Source organism: Flavobacterium psychroterrae, assembly GCF_018380615.1.
Lineage (GTDB): Bacteria > Bacteroidota > Bacteroidia > Flavobacteriales > Flavobacteriaceae > Flavobacterium > Flavobacterium psychroterrae.
This window is the reverse complement of sequence record NZ_JAGYVZ010000020.1, coordinates 59,438-78,494: the sequence shown is the minus strand read 5'-3', so window position 1 is coordinate 78,494 and position 19,057 is coordinate 59,438. Positions and strand designations below refer to the sequence as shown.

General features: G+C 33.7%; 14 protein-coding genes. 8 read left to right on the top strand and 6 right to left on the bottom strand.

Features of this window, described 5'->3' with window-relative positions; translation table 11 throughout:
• Positions 1 to 193: 193 nt before the first annotated feature.
• Positions 194 to 1,330 (bottom strand): glycoside hydrolase family 26 protein, encoded by a 1,137-nt coding sequence (locus KHA90_RS19075; protein ID WP_213304830.1) that lies wholly within the window; start codon positions 1,328 to 1,330, stop codon positions 194 to 196.
• 301 nt (positions 1,331 to 1,631) lie between these two features.
• On the opposite strand from KHA90_RS19075, the gene KHA90_RS19070 reads away from it, so the two are divergent.
• The 8 genes from KHA90_RS19070 (at position 1,632) to KHA90_RS19040 (ending at position 12,715) form a co-directional block, all read left to right on the top strand.
• Complete coding sequence (locus KHA90_RS19070) at positions 1,632 to 2,510, top strand: AraC family transcriptional regulator (protein ID WP_213304827.1); 879 nt, start codon at positions 1,632 to 1,634, stop codon at positions 2,508 to 2,510.
• A gap of 312 nt (positions 2,511 to 2,822) precedes the next feature.
• Positions 2,823 to 6,020 carry a SusC/RagA family TonB-linked outer membrane protein gene (locus KHA90_RS19065; RefSeq protein WP_213304824.1) on the top strand — a complete coding sequence of 1,066 codons (3,198 nt, stop codon included), beginning with the start codon at positions 2,823 to 2,825 and terminating at the stop codon, positions 6,018 to 6,020.
• Positions 6,021 to 6,031: 11 nt separating this feature from the next.
• Positions 6,032 to 7,630 carry a RagB/SusD family nutrient uptake outer membrane protein gene (locus KHA90_RS19060; RefSeq protein ID WP_213304821.1) on the top strand — a complete coding sequence of 533 codons (1,599 nt, stop codon included), beginning with the start codon at positions 6,032 to 6,034 and terminating at the stop codon, positions 7,628 to 7,630.
• 18 nt (positions 7,631 to 7,648) lie between these two features.
• On the top strand, positions 7,649 to 8,704 hold the full coding sequence (locus tag KHA90_RS19055; RefSeq protein ID WP_213304803.1) for an IPT/TIG domain-containing protein: 1,056 nt from the start codon (positions 7,649 to 7,651) through the stop codon (positions 8,702 to 8,704).
• Between the two features lie 93 nt (positions 8,705 to 8,797).
• Entirely contained in the window at positions 8,798 to 10,033 is a 1,236-nt protein-coding gene (locus KHA90_RS19050) for a glycoside hydrolase family 27 protein (RefSeq protein ID WP_213304800.1), read from the top strand.
• Between the two features lie 13 nt (positions 10,034 to 10,046).
• Entirely contained in the window at positions 10,047 to 10,268 is a 222-nt protein-coding gene (locus tag KHA90_RS25460; protein WP_244860437.1) for a hypothetical protein, read from the top strand.
• A 22-nt stretch (positions 10,269 to 10,290) separates the two neighbouring features.
• Complete coding sequence (locus tag KHA90_RS19045; RefSeq protein WP_244860435.1) at positions 10,291 to 11,010, top strand: glycoside hydrolase family 5 protein; 720 nt, start codon at positions 10,291 to 10,293, stop codon at positions 11,008 to 11,010.
• Positions 11,011 to 11,620: 610 nt separating this feature from the next.
• Positions 11,621 to 12,715, top strand: coding sequence for an outer membrane beta-barrel protein (locus KHA90_RS19040; RefSeq protein WP_213304797.1), 1,095 nt, complete (start codon positions 11,621 to 11,623; stop codon positions 12,713 to 12,715).
• Between the two features lie 662 nt (positions 12,716 to 13,377).
• Here the strand turns inward: KHA90_RS19040 and KHA90_RS19035 are convergent.
• The 5 genes from KHA90_RS19035 to KHA90_RS19015 all read right to left on the bottom strand — a co-directional run bounded on the left by KHA90_RS19035 (position 13,378) and on the right by KHA90_RS19015 (position 19,042).
• Positions 13,378 to 14,283, bottom strand: coding sequence for an N-acetylmuramoyl-L-alanine amidase (locus tag KHA90_RS19035; RefSeq protein WP_213304784.1), 906 nt, complete (start codon positions 14,281 to 14,283; stop codon positions 13,378 to 13,380).
• A gap of 33 nt (positions 14,284 to 14,316) precedes the next feature.
• Complete coding sequence (locus tag KHA90_RS19030; RefSeq protein ID WP_213304766.1) at positions 14,317 to 14,892, bottom strand: hypothetical protein; 576 nt, start codon at positions 14,890 to 14,892, stop codon at positions 14,317 to 14,319.
• A 42-nt stretch (positions 14,893 to 14,934) separates the two neighbouring features.
• Complete coding sequence (rimO, locus tag KHA90_RS19025; RefSeq protein WP_213304763.1) at positions 14,935 to 16,248, bottom strand: 30S ribosomal protein S12 methylthiotransferase RimO; 1,314 nt, start codon at positions 16,246 to 16,248, stop codon at positions 14,935 to 14,937.
• A 245-nt stretch (positions 16,249 to 16,493) separates the two neighbouring features.
• Positions 16,494 to 17,996, bottom strand: a complete 1,503-nt coding sequence (locus KHA90_RS19020) for an OmpP1/FadL family transporter (protein ID WP_213304748.1) — start codon at positions 17,994 to 17,996, stop codon at positions 16,494 to 16,496.
• Between the two features lie 44 nt (positions 17,997 to 18,040).
• Positions 18,041 to 19,042: a hypothetical protein gene (locus tag KHA90_RS19015; RefSeq protein WP_213304745.1), complete on the bottom strand. Its 1,002-nt coding sequence runs from the start codon at positions 19,040 to 19,042 to the stop codon at positions 18,041 to 18,043.
• Positions 19,043 to 19,057: the final 15 nt, after the last annotated feature.

Below are 19,057 nucleotides of genomic sequence, written 5' to 3'. Positions count from 1 at the left end.
TAAACACATAGAAACATAGTTTTTGTAAATTAAAAAAAGGCGTTTCACTTATTTAAATGAACATAGCCAACTATGTGAAAGAAATATGTTTCTTTGTTGTTTTCTTTTTTTAGGCTTTAAATCTATGTTTCTCTGTGTTGAATTTTTCAGCACGCAGATGACACTATTTAAGCGGACTTTTAATTTTTAATTCTCAATTTTTAATTTTATTAATATCTTTTTCGAATAGGGTTTTATCGAGCTTATAATATTCAATAAAATCCTTTTCGCTTACTTGTCCGGAAAATGGGGCGTAATAATGCATTTTTTGTTCTTTTTCCTGCCAGCCATGGTTTCTCCATAATAACACGTAGGAGATTTTATAGTCGCCAATGGCTTTTGATAAAGTTCCTGTCCACCATTTTGGGTCTGGAATTGCTTCATAACCTGCTTCGGCTATCGCAATTAATTTATGGTGTTTTGTTCCAATTTCGTTTATGATTTTAAGTTGCTTTTGTACTTCGTCAATAAACTTTTTTCCTTCTTTATCGTCATTATTCTGGTAGGAATCAAAACTTAGAATATCTGCATAATTATCTCCGGCATAATTGGTTAAAAATTCTTCTGCTGAGTTGAAACCGCCGGTGTTATAAATATAAATCAAATTATGAACGCCTTTTTTCTGTAAATAGTCAGCGGTAAATTTCCATAATGCTTTAAATTCTTCAGGTGTACAATTTCCTTTTCCCCACCAAAACCATCCTCCGGTAAGTTCGTGATAAGGTCTGAACAGGACTGGAATGTTTTTTCCTTTTTTATCTTTTAATGATAAAAGATATTCTGCGGCTTTATCTAACCAAATAGTAAATTTTTGATGATTTTCTCCACCCGGCAAAACTGTTTTAAGTGAATTTGGTGTATTATCCCAAGCGCTTTTTCCGGTTGCGGGATTGTCAAAATGCCAACTTATAGTTGTGATTCCGCCTCTTTCGTGACTTTCTTCTATGTATTGCTTCATTTTTGCAAACGGAATGCCATCTATATTATTAGGACTGTCTTTTTCAAGACCGGCAAGGTCCCAACCATAAACAGCAGGATAATCGCCAACAACATCTTTTATGTCGCTTCGACCGTCTTCGTATTTCCAGTTTACTCCATACGCAAGATCGTCCTGATGACCAAACATATATCCTTTTTGCGCTAATTGATTCAGTTTTTTATAAAGAGAAACGGTCTCAGATGTTGCTTTTTTATCTGAAAGTGACAAATTAGTATTACTGCCAGGATGCTGTGCAGAACATGAAATTCCTGTAACTACTATAAGTATTAAGGTTATAATGTTTTTTTTCATTACAAATATGCTTGTTATTCAGTTTAATAACTGTGATTTATAAATTGGCAATCAATTAAAAAGCAGCTAATTTGTTAATTTGAAATTCGATACTGTTTTTGGATTAAAATTATCAAAACTATAAAAAGATATTACATTAAAAATGATTAATGTTTATTATGAATGTAGTTTTTGTAAAAATGATAATTCTATTTTTCAAAGATAATCGGATGTTTATTGTATAGTTAATATTATTTTATCAATTATATATCATATTATTGCAAACAAAAAAATCAATATTCTTTCTAAAATCGTTTTAAAGATGAGTAGCACTAAAAATTTTTATAGAGAAATTGCTCCGCTTTCGGCTGGAGATAGTTTTTTGGTTTTCGACAGAGTAAAAGACAACTTTGATTTTCCGGTGCATTATCATCCGGAATTTGAGATCAATTTCATTTTAAATGGAAAAGGAGTGAAGCGTGTTGTGGGTGATAATATTGAGGAAATTGACAATGTCGAATTGGTTTTGATTGGTCCAAATTTATATCATGGCTGGGAATTAAATAAATGCACGAGCAAAAAAATTCATGAAATTACGATCCAGTTTCATAATGATTTATTTCATGAATCCTTTCTTGCAAGACGAATTATGAATCCTATTAGAGATATGTTCAATAGATCGATTCATGGGATTTTATTTTCTAAAAAAGTTGCAGAAGAATTAACACCAAGACTGGTAAAACTCTCTAAACTAGATGGTATGGACTACTTTCTCGAAATTACGTCTTTGTTATATGATTTGGCAAATTCCAGAAATCAACGTTTACTTTCGACTTATACAGTCGATTATGATACGTTTGATGATTATGATAAAATGAAATTGGTTTACGAATATGTGCAGAAACATTTTGCAGAAAAAATCACTTTAGAGGATGTTGCAAATATTGCGAGTATGTCGATTATTTCGTTCAATCGGTTTATAAAGAAACGTACGGGAAAAACTTTTGTGAATTATATTAATGATATCCGTATTGGTTATGCCGCGCGTTGGCTTGTAGAAAAGGACATGAGTGTTTCTGAAGTTGCTTTTAAGTCGGGCTTTAATAATATTGCGAACTTCAATCGTAGTTTTAAAGCTATTAAAAATTGTACGCCAAGTCAGTATAGAGAAGATTTTTCTGGACTAAAGCGTATTTTGTAGTGATACTTTTTTTGCACAAACAAATATTATTTTTAACGAAATCGTTTGCATTTTGATGATTTTGTTAATTTTTATTTATAGTTTATAGTCGTTTGACTGGTGGTATTTCCGAATAATGTAATTTTTATTCTGTTTTATTTTCATATATGTTTTTTTAAAGTGGTATAGTAAAAATATTATCATTAAATGATATAATACTATCGATTTAATGTTTTCTACTGTTATAGATTTGTTAAATAATTTAAGATATAAAACACCAACCTTTTACAACTTGAATTATGGATAACAAATTTAAACTAACCAAACTTTATTATGAAAAAACTAATGACTAACTTCATTCATTGGAACGCTAACCACAGAGTAGTTCCCTTGATTTTATTTTTGTTACTGACCAGTAATTTTATTTCGGCGCAGGTAAAAGTATCAGGAATTGTTGCAGATGACAGAGGACTTTCTATTCCGGGAGCAAATATTTCGGTTGTAGGACAAAAAACCACGGTTTCTACTGACTTCGACGGAAAATATACAATTGATGTGCCTGCAAATTCAACTTTAGTATTCTCATTTATTGGGTTTAATACCCAAAGAATAGCTGTTGGAATAAATAAAACAATCAATGTAGTTTTAAAAACGAATGCCGAAGACTTAAAAGATGTAGTCGTAATAGGTTACGGAACTCAAAAGCGAAAAGACATCAATAGTGCTATTTCCAGTATTAGTTCAAAAGATATTGAGAATTTAAAAGTGGTTTCATTTGACCAGATGATGCAGGGTAAAGCAGCCGGTGTTGTGGTAAGCAGTAATTCTGGGGAACCGGGAAGTAATGTTTCGGTAAAAATTAGAGGTGTTTCATCCTTAACAGGAACAAACGAGCCTTTATATGTAATTGATGGTGTGCCAATTTCCGGTGATGCCCGTAACTCCTCTACTTCTGGTAGAAATGCATCGGGAAATTCGAACTTTTCTAACTCAGGTAATATCACTTTAAGTCCTTTGGCACTTATTAATCCTAATGATATTGAATCTATTGATATTCTTAAAGATGCTTCTGCCACAGCAATTTATGGTTCACGTGGTGCAAACGGAGTTGTAATTGTAACTACAAAATCTGGTAAAAAAGGAACGGGAAAACTATCTTTTGAGAATTCTTATTCTATCAGTAATCTTCCTAAGAAATTACATTCTATGAATTTGCAGCAATATGCAGTTCATCAAAATGCTTTAGCTGAGGTTTATGATCCTACGGCTAAACGTCCAGAATTTGCTCATCCTGAAGTTTTAGGACAAGGAACAGATTGGCAGGATGCAATTTATGAAACTGGAATTATGACTTCAAATCAGTTGTCTTTTTCTGGTGGAAAAGAAGGAATTAATTATTACATATCCGGTGGCGTTTTAAATCAGGAAGGTATTGTAATTGAATCCGGTTTTAAACGATATAATTTTAGAACTAATCTTGATGCAAAAGTTAATAAATTTATTAAAGTTGGTATTAATGTAAGTGGTGCAATTACGGATGAAAAATTAACTTTAAACGGTCAGTTTAATGGAGTAGTGGCAACTTCATTATTAGCAACTCCGGATGTGGTAGTTAGAGAATTATCGGGCGCTTTTGCAGGTCCGCCGGCAGGAGGAGCTACATCGTTTGTTAATCCTGTAGCAACATCTCTATTAGGATCTAATACATTGGTAAGAAAAAATTATTCAGGAAACTTTTATACTCAGGTTGATTTATTCAAAGGTTTAGAATATCGTTTTGAGGCCGGTGGTTATTTATATGACAATTTAGGCGAGCGTTTTGATCCTATGTACTCATTAGGGAATGCGGTAAAAAGTTTTGCTAATTTATATTACAATCCGTCAAGCGGAAATTCATGGAACTTAAAAAACATGCTTACTTATAGAAATACTATTGGTAAACACAACTTTACAGTTCTGGCAGTCCAGGAATCTAACAGAGCGCACTGGGAAGGATACACTATTACAGGTGAAGGTTATAAAGATAATAATGATAAATCACTTGCGGCTTCAGATTTGCCTAAAGCGGTTACAAGCGGTGTATATTCAGGAACTCAAACTTTAGCTTCGTATTTAGGAAGGGTTGTTTATGATTATGGCGATAAATACGGAATTTCTGCCGCAGTAAGAACTGACGGTTCTTCAAAGTTTTTCGTGGGCAATAAATGGGGTGTTTTTAGTTCTGTAGGCGGTTCATGGAAACTTTCTAATGAATCTTTTATGGAAGGGACTAAAAAATATGTTGACGGTATAAAAATTAGATTTGGTTGGGGACAAACCGGAAATAACCAAATTGGAAATAATTTGTATGATGCAAATTTACACTTGATTAACAGTTCAATGGGAACATCTTACTTGCCATCAAATACACCTAATAAAGATTTGAAATGGGAAACTCAGGATCAGACTAACTTAGGTTTAGATTTTGCTTTGTTCAAATCTAAACTAACGGCTTCGGTTGATTTGTATAAAAAAGTGTCTAAAAATTTCTTGTATCAGGTTCCTTTGCCTAACTACCTTTCTGGTGGTGGAGATTATGAAGGTGGCGTAAATCCTCCGTATTTTAATCTTGGAAGCATGGAAAATAAAGGTATTGAGATTACACTTGGTTATACTAATCAATTCACAAAAGATTTTTCCTGGAATGCGAACCTGAATTTTACTAAATATGTAAATGAGGTTACTAATATGGCGGGATTAAATATTGTAAAAACAATGGGAACTCTTGCTTATAATACAGTAACGGTTTCAAGAACGCAGGAAGGTTTGCCAATAGGTTCATTTATTGGTTACGAGGCTTTAGGAATTTACAGAACAGATGAGGATTTGACTACTTACGGTCATGCAGATGCAACGGGTAATAAAGTGGTACTTAAAAACGGAACAAATTCATTATTGCCAAGTTTTCAAAAAGGTGATGTGATTTACAAAGATCAAAATAATGATGGCGTTATAGACTTAAAAGATATGGTAAATATTGGAAATCCAAACCCTAAATTCACTTATGGTTTTACCAATAACTTTAAATATAAAAATGTCGATTTATCTGTTTTTGTTCAGGGAACGGCAGGAAATAAGTTAATGAATTTAACTCGTGCGTCAGGTACAATTAACAGTAATTTAGGAACAAACTATTTGACTGAAGCGGCTGATTTTTATTCGGCTTCAAATGTAGATGCTTCATTGCCAACGCCATCAACTTACGATCATATCAACAATGCGGTTTCAACCCGCTTTATTGAAAATGGCTCTTATTTAAGAATTCAGAATGTAACTCTAGGATATTCTTTGCCTTCGGATGTCATTTCAAAACTAAAATTATCCAGATTGAGGCTTTATGCTTCAGGACAAAACTTGTTCACATTTACTAAATATAAAGGATATGATCCTGAAGTGGGTTCTTATAACCAGGACGCATTATTATCAGGTGTTGATAACGGACGTTACCCAATGCCGAGACAAATAACTTTTGGTTTTAATGTTGAATTTTAATACGAATTAATATGAAAAATATACTAAAAATAAACGGTGCCGTTGCTATGGCGTTGCTATTACTGATCTCATCGTCATGTTCTCAGGATTTTCTTGATGTGCCTGCAGAAGGAACTCCTACAATTGGTAACTATTACGACTCAGATTCTAAACTGGATAATGCCAGTAACGGCTTGTACGGTCTTGTATGGTTTAATATGAATAAATCGGCATTTTACGGTATTACAGATGTAATTTCTGGTAATATGTATGCGAGTCAATATAACGATTTTGGAAAATTCACAGATTTGAGTTTTACTAATTCACAAGCTTTTATATCAGATGCGTGGAGATCATGTTTTGGTGCTATTGCAAATTCTAATGCATATATCAGTAATCTGCCTCAAAGTGTTGGACCTAATGTGAGTAAAGAAGCGCTGAATAATGCATTGGGAGAATCACATTTTATCAGAGCTTTTTCTTATTTCTTTCTGGTAAGATTATGGGGAAATGTGCCAATTATCGAAAACAATGCTGATTATTCTAAAAACTTTGTAATTCCAAGTAATCCTACCGAAGATGTTTACAAGTTTATCGAAAATGATTTAAAATTTGCCATTGCGAATTTAAGAACTAAAAACAGAGGTTCTGACTATGCTTCAAATGCTCATGTATCAAGCGGATCTGCAAAAGCATTTTTAGCAAAAGTGTATTTATATCAAAAGAAATACGATCTAGCGAGACAAATGGCTCAGGAAGTTATTAATAGCGGAGAGTTTAAATTGTTAGGCGGAGAAGAATTGCCTACAAAATCTTTTGCTGATTTATTTTTACAGAAAAATAACAATAACGAAGAGTCTATCTTTTCATGGCAATGGACGGGAGCCGGAACTTATTTTGAAGGAAACTTTTCAAATACTTTGTTTGCTCCTGAAAACCGATTGGTTGAAACGACTTATTCAGGTCAGATTGCACCATCACAGGATTTAATTCATAATGTTTTTGAAGATGGAGATAAAAGAAGAAAAGAAACATTTATGCTTCCGGGTGATTTTTATCCAAATTTAACTTATGCTCAAACACTTGCGGTTGATTCTCCATTGATTTTAGGATATACATTCGCAATCGAAAACGAAGCCCAAAGTTCTGGTGGCGGATTGAAAAAATACGTAATCGGAAAAGAAAATTTGCCAATTACAGGACCATTTAATCCTCCGTTTAACGGAGAAAGCAGTATGAACAGTTATATGATGCGTTACGCGGAACTTTTATTGATTCACGCCGAAGCAATTTTAGGCGGACAGTCAGGAAGTACAACAGATGCAATGGCGTTAAAATCTTTTAATGCAGTTCGATTGAGAGCGGGACTTCCTATAAAAGCTTCTATTTCATTTGATGATATTTTTAAAGAAAGACGTGCTGAATTAGCTTGCGAAGGGGATTACTATTTTGACTTAGGGCGTTTGCCTTTTGCTAAAGCGAAAGCAATATTAGAAGCGCAAAACAGAGGAGATAAGCTAGTAGAAAAACACATTTCAATTTCTGCAAGTAACCTTTTATTGCCTTATCCGGCAGATGATTTGATTAAAAATCCAAAATTGACAGAAGTAGCACCGTATACTTTTAAATAATTTTTTAAAAATAAAAATATGAAAAATATAAAAATTGTTTCGTCAACAGCATGTATGGCATGGATGTTATCTTTAATGTTTTTAAGTTCATGCTCAAATGATGATAGTGCTTCGGCTTATACAGGTGCGCCGGTTATAGAATCAATATCACGTTCCGGTTATGATTTAGCAGGAAATCTTTTGCCATCGACTCCGGTTACTTTAGTAGATCCAAAAAATTACTATATCATTCATGGAAAAGGATTGCTTTCTGTAACAAAAGTATATTTCAATGATTTTGATACTTATTTCAGACCAACTTTAGTAACAGATACGGATATAGTGATATTAATAGATGAAAAAACGCCTTATTCAAATGCTTCAAATGAGCTAAAAGTTGTTACAGGTAAAGGAACGGCTGTTTTTAATTTAACGGTTGCTCCTCCGGTTCCTACTTTTAATTGGTTCAATTCCATAAATGCTGCCGAAGGAGATATAGTGACACTTAACGGTGATTATTTTTTGAATCCTGTTGTAAAAGTTGGAACAGAAAATGTACCGGTTGTTTCTTCTACTTTAACTGAAGTAAAATTTAAAATGCCGGCAAATGCAACTGATAAATATGTAACAGTTAGCAATATTTCTGGTGCTGCGGTTTCTGCTGAAGCAATTGGTTCAGCGCTTTATGATGATGAATTGCAAGGAGATACAGGTCACAATGCCTGGCAAACCGCAGATACTTTTAATACTTCTTTTAAAGATGATAAAGTACAAGGTGAATCCTCCATTAAGTTTGTTTTTGGTGGATGGAATGGTGCCGATATGAAATTTAATTCAAGAGATGTTTCTAAATATAAAGCATTCAGAGTTAAGGTTAAGAGTATCTCACAAAATGCCAATGCAAGTATAACTTTCGTCTTTGGCGGATGGGCTTATCAAATCAAAAAATCATTAACGTCAACGTGGACCACTATCGAAATTCCTTTTTCGGATATTGGAAATCCAACAACATTTGATCAGTTGACTTTACAGGAATCTGGAAATTTTGGCGGAAATACAATCCTTATGGATGACATGGGATTTGTATTGAAATAAGATATTTATTTTGAGTTTTGTTTTAAATATTCCCTAATCAACTCAATTAGGGAATATTTTTTTTTAAAATATAATTAATTTGAATTTTTAATAATGAAAAAGATCATTTTAGTATTTGCTTTGTGTTTGTCAAATTTTGGCTTTAGCCAAGGGAATACTCATACGCAATTAGCAGGAAAATTTGAAGGTTTAGCGATGACACCACCAATGGGTTGGAATTCGTGGAATACTTTCGGGACAGGTATAGATGAAAAATTAGTAAAAGAAACAGCAGATATTATGGTTTCCTCCGGAATGGCTGCTGCGGGCTACAATTATATTGTGCTGGATGATGGCTGGATGACCAGAGAACGCGATGCTAATGGAGATTTAATTCCGGATCCGGTTAAATTTCCTAACGGAATGAAAGCTGTAATAGATTATGTGCATAGTAAAGGTTTGAAATTTGGTTTGTACAATTGTGCAGGAACACAAACTTGTGCAGGTTATCCCGGAACTCGTGGTTATGAATATCAGGATGCCAGATTTTATGCAAAACTAGGAATTGATTTTTTAAAATATGATTGGTGTAACACACAAGGAATTACCGCTAAAGAAGCTTATACAACAATGAGTAATGCGCTAAAAACTGCAGGAAGACCTATTGTATTTAGTCTTTGTGAATGGGGCGATAATCAACCGTGGGAATGGGGAAAACCAGTTGGGAATTTGTGGAGAATTTCCGGAGATATTTATCCTTGTTTTGATTGCGAATTCAAACATGAAGAAGGAAATTGGTCATCCTGGGGATTTATGAAAATCGTAGAAATGCGAAAAGACATTCGTAAATATTCTGGTCCGGATCATTGGAATGATTTTGATATGATGGAAGTTGGCAACGAAATGAATGATATTGAAGATAAATCGCATTTCTCGATGTGGTGTATGATGGCGTCTCCGCTTGTTGCCGGAAATGATTTCAGAAAAATGTCAAAAGAAACTTTAGCAATATTAACCAACAAAGAACTAATAGCTGTCGATCAGGATAAACTGGGAATTCAGGGTTTTAAATATTCAGCCGAAGATGGTTTAGAAATCTGGGTAAAACCTTTATCTAATGGGAACTGGGCTGTAACTTTTTTAAATAGGAGTGAAGTGCCTAAAAAAGTCAACTTCGATTGGAAAAAACATATCATCAAAGATACTGATTTTGGTTATGAAGCTAATTTCAGTAAAGCTTTTTTTAAGCTAAAAGATCTTTGGAAGAATAAGGAAATTGGAACTACAAAAAAGAATTTCACTGCTGATATTGCTCCGCATGACGTAATTACTTTGCGATTAATTCCTTAAAATCATATTTATTATGAAAATGAAAAAAATATTTACTCTTACATTATTAATGATCGTTTCTGTTTCAAATGCCCAATTTGTAAAACATCATGGTCAATTAAGCGTTCGCGGAACTCAATTGGTAGATAAAAATAGTAACCCAGTCGTTTTACGCGGAATGAGTTTTGGCTGGCATAGTATGTGGCCGAGATTTTATAATGAAAAAGCGGTTAATTGGTTAAAAAAAAGATTTTAATTGCAATGTTGTTCGTGCAGCAATGGGAATTGAGTTAGGAGAAATGTCGTATATAAAGGAACAACAATTTTCTAAACAAAAAATAGAAGCTGTTGTAAACGGAGCTATAAAATCTGATATATATGTGATAATCGATTGGCACAGTCATAATATTAATCTCAAAGAAGCGAAAGAATTTTTTGGTGAGGTTTCTAAAAAGTATGCAAAGTATCCTAATATAATATATGAGATCTTTAATGAACCCGATTATGAATCCTGGCCGGAAATTAAGGCTTACGCCGAAGAAGTAATTAAGGTAATCAGGGAAAATGATCCTCATAATATTATTTTAGTAGGATCACCACATTGGGATCAGGATGTAAATCTTCCAGCTGCCGACCCAATTAAAGGATTTGATAATATAATGTACACTATGCATTTTTATGCTGCGACACATGGTAAAGAATTAAGAGACAGAACCGACGAAGCTATAAAAAATGGTTTGCCAATTTTTGTTTCAGAATCTGCCGGTATGGAAGCTACTGGTGATGGGCCATTAAAAAGTAAAGCCTGGCAAGAATATATAGATTGGATGGAAGCTAAAAAATTAAGCTGGATAACATGGTCAGTTTCGGATAAAGATGAAACATGTTCAATTTTAAAAAAATCTGCAAAATCCGAAGGAAAATGGAAAGATCAGGATTTAAAAGAATCCGGTATTAAAGTTCGTGAGTTTTTAAGAAAATACAATACACAAGATTAGATTTTGTTTTCTGTTTTTTCAAAAGCCTGTTCAAAAAGTTGAACAGGCTTTTTTTATTTTATTTCTTGTAATAGTAATTTCAAATTTCATTACCAATTATAGAAATTTGAAAAACTATAATAATAATTTACGAAAGTATTTGTAAGAATTTTAACTGTCTCGTTTTATAATTTGGATTTGCTTTTTTATGAATTTAAATTGCTGATTTTTTTGCTTTATTTTATTATACCCTATTTTTTATAGGGGTGTTTTGTTTTTTAAGATGTTTTTTACGTTTAATAATTCTTTTTCAGGGTACCTTTTTAGGTTTTGATCTGTTTTTTAGGCTTAAAACACGTTGAAGTGGTTATTGAATTTTCAAAAATAATTAAGTATAAATGTCAAATCACGATTATTGTTAATTTAATTTTTGTAATCCATAATTCTGCTATGAAATCGTCAAAAAAATAGGCTTCAGGTCTATTCCTCATACAAAAGTTAATAAATTCGCTAATGAAAATGAGGATGTTTTGGCGGCGAATAAGAGGTTTTAGAAATGACTTATACTATTACATAGATATATAAAAGATTAACTAACCAGAATCAATTAATAACTAAAAACCAATTACACATGAAAAAAGTATTTCACATTTTAGCCGCGATGTTAACAAGTTCTTTTGCTTTTGCCCAAGATGATACTGAAGCTTCAGTTTCACCGGCAACTACTTGGGGAGGATCGGCAGACGCTTACTATAAATATGATTTTTCAAAACAAATGAATGGATTAACGAGCTTTACCAACTCACAAGATTCATTCGAATTAGGAATGGCTTCCGTAGAAGCATCACATACGTTCGGAAAAGCTTCTGTTTTTGTAGATTTAGGTTTCGGAAAAAGAGCAGGGGAATTTTCATATAATGAAACAACAGATAAAGATATAAATGCAAAATTTTTAATAAAACAATTATTTTTCACGTATCAAATAACAGACAAATTTAAAGTAGTGGCAGGAAGTTTTGGAACACATATAGGATATGAAGTATTAGATGCAGTAGATAATAAAAACTACAGTATGTCTTATGCTTTTTCTTATGGACCGTTCTTTAATACTGGAGTAAAAGCACAATATACATCAGGAAAGTTTACAGCGATGCTTGGTGTCACAAATCCTACTGATTTTAAATCTGCAATGGATGCAGGTTCAAGTCAAAAAACGTACATAGGACAAATAGGATATATTGGTGATACAGGAAGTGCTTATTTAAACTTTACAACAGGAAGTACTAATCCTACTCCTGGAACTTTAGTTATACCATCTGATGAAAATAAAACTCAGTTTGATTTAACTGCATCAAAAACAATAAGTGATAGTTTCGGACTTGGATTTAATGCAACTTATGCTAAAAGCAAAAATGACTTTGACAGCACGTTAGACGGTGAATGGTTTTCTATAGTAGGATATGCAAATTATGCTTTCAAACCATCTTTGAGTTTAGCTTACAGAATTGAATATTTTGATGCTAAGGATGCGGCACCAAGTTTAGGGACATTAACAGGATCTAGTGTTTTTGCAAATACAGTTTCTTTAAATTATAAAGTTGGAAAACTAACAATAATTCCTGAGTTAAGATACGATGCTGCTTCTGAAGATATCTTTTTAGATAAAGATGCTTTGCCAACAGGAGGATCTTTCTACGGATTAATTGCTACAACTTACTCTTTCTAGAGATAAAGATTGATATTTTTTTTTTTTTTTTTTGGAGCTGTCGAAACATACTCATGTTTTGGCAGCTTTTTTATTTGAATGGTGTTTTTTTGCCACAGATTAAATTGATTTAAAAAGATTGGATCAACACGAACCTTTAAAAAACATACAATATTTTTTATTGGCTAATAAAATTTAACCACAGAGTCCGCAAAGCTTGGTGTTGATCTGGCTTTGTGAGCTTTGTGTTTTCGATGTGTAAAGTAAAATTAAATCTTATCGGACTCTTGGTTAAAATTAATATAGGTCCACAAATTTTTGTTTTGATTCAAAAGATTAATGTTAGTCTTTTTTTTTGCCACGACCCGAGCGATAGCGAACAGGCGAAGCAATTTCACGAATTTTTACTAATTTTTTATTTGTCAACATATTTCTGCGACTTAACTATTTGTTTTAATTCGTACGACAAAAAATCATTTTTAATCCTTTTTAATCTGTGGCTAAACAGCATTTAATTTGTGTTAATTCGTGAAATTGCTTCGCCTGTTCGCTATCGCTCGGGTCGTGGCAAAAAATACTAAAATCATTATTTTGATAGTTATCTGGATTGCGCAATTTTGTACGTAAAAAAACGCGTTTCTAAATGTTTAGAAACGCGTTTTATGTTTGAATTATATATTCTTTTACTGAATTTGCTTTTTGTAAATAGAGTAAATAGTATCTATTGTTTTTCTGTCTAAAGTTGCAGTTGCATCAGTTTGTATATAGTGTAATTTAAAAGCCTGAATTGCTGCCGAAAGATTTTTGGTGTTATAACCAATAATTCTCAACGCCTGTTCGATTTTAAAATCAAAAGGTGCTTCTTCCAATACTTCATCCGGCCAGATTCCGAACCCTTTTTCTGCCAAAGTTTTCCATGGGAAAAGAGCGCTAGGATCTTGTTTTCTGCCTGGAGCAATATCTGCATGACCTAAGATATTTTGCGTCGGAATATTATAGTCTTTCTTTAATTTTGTTAAAAGCGCTACTAAACTGCTAATTTGAGCCTCTGTAAAAGGTTTAGAACCATTGTTATCAAGTTCAATTCCAATTGAAGAAGAGTTTAAATCTGTATTTTTCCCCCAGGTTGATGCTCCGGCGTGCCATGCTCTTAAATAATCATTCAGCATTTGAACTACTTTACCGTTTTCAGAAATAATGTAGTGAGCACTAACTTGTGTTCTGGTAATGGTAAATGTTTTAATTGTTTGCTGAATTGAATCCTGCGCAGTATGATGAATAACAATAAAGCTTGGCTTTCTTAAATTAAAGTTCACAGTTCCAATCCATTCTGTACTTACTCCATTTAGTAAATAAGTAGATCCTGTTTTTGATAAAGTATCCTTTACAATACCCAATTGTGCTGCATATGTAGTGTCAATAACTACAGGACTAACCGCAGGTATAGGCTGAGCTTCTTTATTTGTAATTTGATTTTCTAATGTTTTTAATTGTTTGTCGTAAACCTTTTCTGTGGTTTTATAAGGGTTTGTCGAACAAGCAGTAATAATAAGTGCTAATATCAGATAACAAAAATGTTTTTTTGCCATAATGCTTAAATTTTAAGATGAGGTTGGAAACAATTATTCTTTAATTTTTGTTGCTTCGGTATCTTCTTTAACTTCTTTTGTGTCTTTGTTTTCTTTAGAATCTTTTTTCTTTTTTGATTTCGAAGGTTTTTTTAACTCTTTGAATTCAGCCATGAAAGTGGTATATTTTTCAATCTGATCCGGATTTAAAAAAGCAGTTATTTTTTTTGTAGTGCTTTCTCTCAGTGCTTTGATTTGCTCCAGTTTTTCATCTTGACTGCTGCCTTCATTTTTTAAAAGAATTCCTTGCTCTTTCATGCTGTCTGTAAAAACATTTGCAATAGCAATAGCCTGAAGTTCATCAAGATTTACTACCGGTTTCATTTGTTCTACAATTCTGGCTGCATTTTCTTCGGGTGATGCTTCTTTAGGTTTGCTGGTGTTTCCTTGCGGTCCGCCGCCCATCATACTTCTGTCCATGCCCATTCCGCCACCTCTTCCATAACCATTATTGCCATAGCCATTGCCGCCTCCATAACCATTGTTATATCCGTTTCCGTATTGAGCAGAAACAGAATTGAAGCAGAATAAGGTAAAAACCAAAAGAAATAAAGATTGTATAGCTTTCATAAAAGTGTTTTTATCTAAAATTGATAATTGTATAGGGTAAATTTAAGCAGGTTCTCCGTATAAATCAAATTCTGTTGCTTCTATTATCCTTATATTAACAAATTCCCCTGTTTTTACATAATGTTTAGAGGCATCAATCAAAACTTCGTTGTCAACATCAGGACTATCAAATTCAGATCTTCCCACAAAATGAGCGCCTTCTTTTCTGTCGATAATACATTTATAAACCTGACCCACTTTTTCCTGGTTCAAATCCCATGAAATTTGCGATTGCAATTCCATGATTTCGTTTGCTCTGGCTTGTTTTACATCAGCAGGAACATCATCTTCTAATAAATAAGCGTGTGTATTTTCTTCATGAGAATAAGCAAAACATCCCATTCTGTCAAATTTCATTTCCTGAACAAAATCTTTCAAAATTTCAAAATCCTCCTGAGTTTCACCAGGATATCCAACAATTAAAGTAGTCCTGATCGCCATTCCCGGAACAGCAGCTCTGAAATCTTTTAATAATTGAGTCGTTTTTGCCTGAGTTGTCCCGCGACGCATAGATTTCAAAATAGAATCTGAAATATGTTGCAACGGAATATCAATATAATTACAAATTTTAGGTTCGCGTTTCATTAATTCCAAAACATCCATCGGGAAACCGGTAGGATAAGCATAATGCAAACGAATCCACTCAATGCCTTCTACTTTTGCTAATTCTTCAAGAAGTTCAGCAAGATTTCTCTTTTTATAAATATCAAGACCATAATAAGTTAAGTCTTGTGCAATTAAAATTAATTCTTTAACGCCGTTTTTAGCTAATCCCTGAGCTTCTTTAACCAGTTTTTCAATTGGTTGAGAAACGTGCGTCCCCCTCATTAGCGGAATTGCACAAAAGCTGCAAGGTCTATCGCAACCTTCAGCAATTTTTAGGTAAGCGTAGTTTTTTGGAGTTGTCGTTAAACGTTCTCCTAATAATTCATGTTTATAATCAGCTCCTAAAGCTTTCAATAGTTGAGGTAATTCTGTTGTGCCAAAATATTGATCTACATTTGGGATTTCTTTTTCTAAATCAGGTCTGTAACGCTCAGATAAACATCCTGTTACAAAAACTTTATCAACCAATCCTCGCTCTTTTTTATCAGCATATTCCAAAATCATGTTTACTGATTCTGCTTTTGCATTATCAATAAAACCACAAGTGTTGATTACAATGATGTTTCCTTCCTCTGCTGCAGGCGCCTCGTGAGTCACTTCTTTGCCGTTTGCACGAAGCTGTCCCATTAAGACTTCACTATCATATACATTTTTCGAACACCCAAGAGTGATTACGTTAATTTTGTTCTTTTTTAAAGACTTGGCTCTCATACTTTTATAAATTGGAGTGCAAAATTACACTTTTTTTATCCAAACACCACTTGTTTCGGTTTCTTTTAGTTGTTTTTTATCAAGCTTAATGATAGTTGTCAGGACTGCTTCGTGTATTTTATGACTTCTGAAGTTCTGGGACCGTTATAAAAGGATATCTCCCCGAAACTTCGGGATCATTAGGGCTAAAAAAAATCCGTCAAGTAAACCCTGACGGAAATTTCAATTCATCTATTTATTTTTAATTACAATTCAAATAATAAAGTCAAAGAAACATTATTTAGTTTCGATGTAATGTTAGCGCCATCAGTGAATCCTGTAGCGAAAAATCCCTGATTCGATTTTCTTTCTAAATAGGAGTACGCTAAATCTACTTTAGTTCCTCCAAAATTATAGCCTAAGCCTCCTGAATAGCTGTTTAGATCTCCAATAGTTGTTCCGTTTTTGTATGGACTTCCTTCAAAACGATATCCACCACGCAAGCTTAATTGTTTTATTTTGTATTCGGCACCAACTCTTAATTCGCCATTGCTGGTTAATTGATTGCTAATATCGCTGTTTACACCTCTAAATCCAGCATCGTTTGTTGGTTTGTATTTAGTATTTCCATAATCTTTAATAGCATAATCAACACTAATTAATCCGGATTTTCCAAATATATAAGCTGCGCTAAAAGTTGTTTTCCCAGGAGTTTGTAACGTATATGATTCATATACATTTACAATATTTGGATTAACATTATTGTTTATTGGTTGTCCTCCTGTAGCTTGCGTTGTTGTGTATAAACTTTGAGAAACCTCGTCATAAAGTTCGTACCAGGTGTTAGATTCATATGCTAAACCAAGTCTGAATGACTCCGTAACTTTAGCAATTGCACCAAGTTGAAATGAAAATCCGTTACCGTATGTGTAAAGCTCGTTGTTGAAACGTAAATTTGATATAGTTTCTGTTGCTTGTAATGGATTATCATTGTCTTCGTAGAATGTGCTTGATCTTCTAAAATCTGTAATGTGTACATTTAAGTTAGCTCCCAAATAAAGTCTGTCTTTAAATGATGTAGCAATATTGAAGCTTAATTTGCTGTTATAACCGCTGGTGTGAGTTTCGTTTTCCTGATAATAATTACCTCCTGCAGGAACATTAGAAGTGTATTGAGTGTTGTTGTCAGTATTTGCAACTGGATTTATTACATATCCTTTATATCCAAAATACGCTTGTTGTTCATTGTAAAATTGATCTCTGTAAGGTATTTGAGTTATATCGCCTAATGAAATTCCGTTAGCATACGCCAGAAAATAATTTGCAATAGAATTTGTTGGGTTAGTCCCTACCGATACAGTATTATTGTTAAAATTATTTGTGTTTTCATACGTTGCACCAATAGCAATTTTTTTCCAGTAGCTATTTGGATTATGATCATGAAAAACGAATACAGCTCCGGCTTGGTTCAGTAGAAATGAGTTTTCTTTATCACTCGTCTGATTTCCAAAATAGTCTGAGTTATTTTTAATGTTCTGATTGCTTAAAGTTACTCCCATTTGGTTATTAGAGAAAATTGCAGATCCGGCAGGATTGACACTCATGGAGGATAAATCTCCACCAACAGCTCCAAAAGCACCGCTCATTGCTCTAAATCTTGCTGTTCCTGTTAAGTTGTCTTGTGAGTAACGAACAGCATCTGATATTTCTTGTGAATGTGAGACGCTGACAGTTAGTCCTGTAATAAGTAGGAATAATATTTTTTTCATTTGGATAAGTTTTATTGTGATTTTTTAGATTTGTGAAGAGTTAATTATCTTCTTCCGCCTCCACCTCCGCCGTATGATCTTCCGCCACCGCCTCCACCGCCGCCAGATGATCTCATGCTTCCTCCGCCGCTATTATTCGTAGAGCGAGATGGGCTAGGAGAGTAGCTTCTTGATGGTGAGCTATTTGTGTTATTGTTGTAACTTCTTGTGGTTGTGTTGCTGCTTGATCTTCTGTTAGAATAATCATAGCTATTGCTTTGACCTTGAGTTGTAGCTCTTCTATTTGTGAAACTTGGACTTGATGAATTATATGTTCTTCCGCTTGCAGAAGAACTTCTTCTAAAGTCAGAGTAGCCATTTTGTCTGTTTGATGAATTATAGCTATTTCTGTTTGTGTTATAATTTCTTCCTGAAGTGTAGTTTCTATTGGTATTATAACCTCTGTTTGTCATGTAGCTTCTGTTAGATGCATAGTTTCTGCCTCCGTAATAAGCGGCAGATCCTCTTCTTCCGTAGCTGTAAGAGTAGTTATTATAACCATATCCATAACCTCCACCCCAATATCCTGGGTATCCCCATCCCGGATAACCCCATCTAGGTCCCCAGTAACTTGGGTAGCCCCAATAACCACCGCCTCCGTAACCCCATCCATAATATGGGAATCCGAAACCAATTCCGAATCCCATTGACCATGTAGGGTCAGAATATACGTTTACAGCAACTTCTGAATTTGCGCTTCCCCAGGCAGGATAAGCGGTTGCAGCTGTTTGTGTACTGTCGTTATCTGAGTAATTACCGTAAGAATCAACGTCTGTGAAAATTTCAGTTGGCTGATTATCATCTTGCAATGATTTAAAGTAGTCTTTATATTGATTGTTGGTGTTTGTGGTATTTGTAGCATATGTTCTTGTTGAGCCACCATATACTCCGTCATTGTCATTATATGAAGTATTTTGGTAAGAACCACAAGATGCTAATAGAAAACTCAGAAATCCAATTATATAAAAATGACTTGAGTTTTGGCGGAGAGATGTAGAAGTTTTCATATCTGTGGTGTTTTT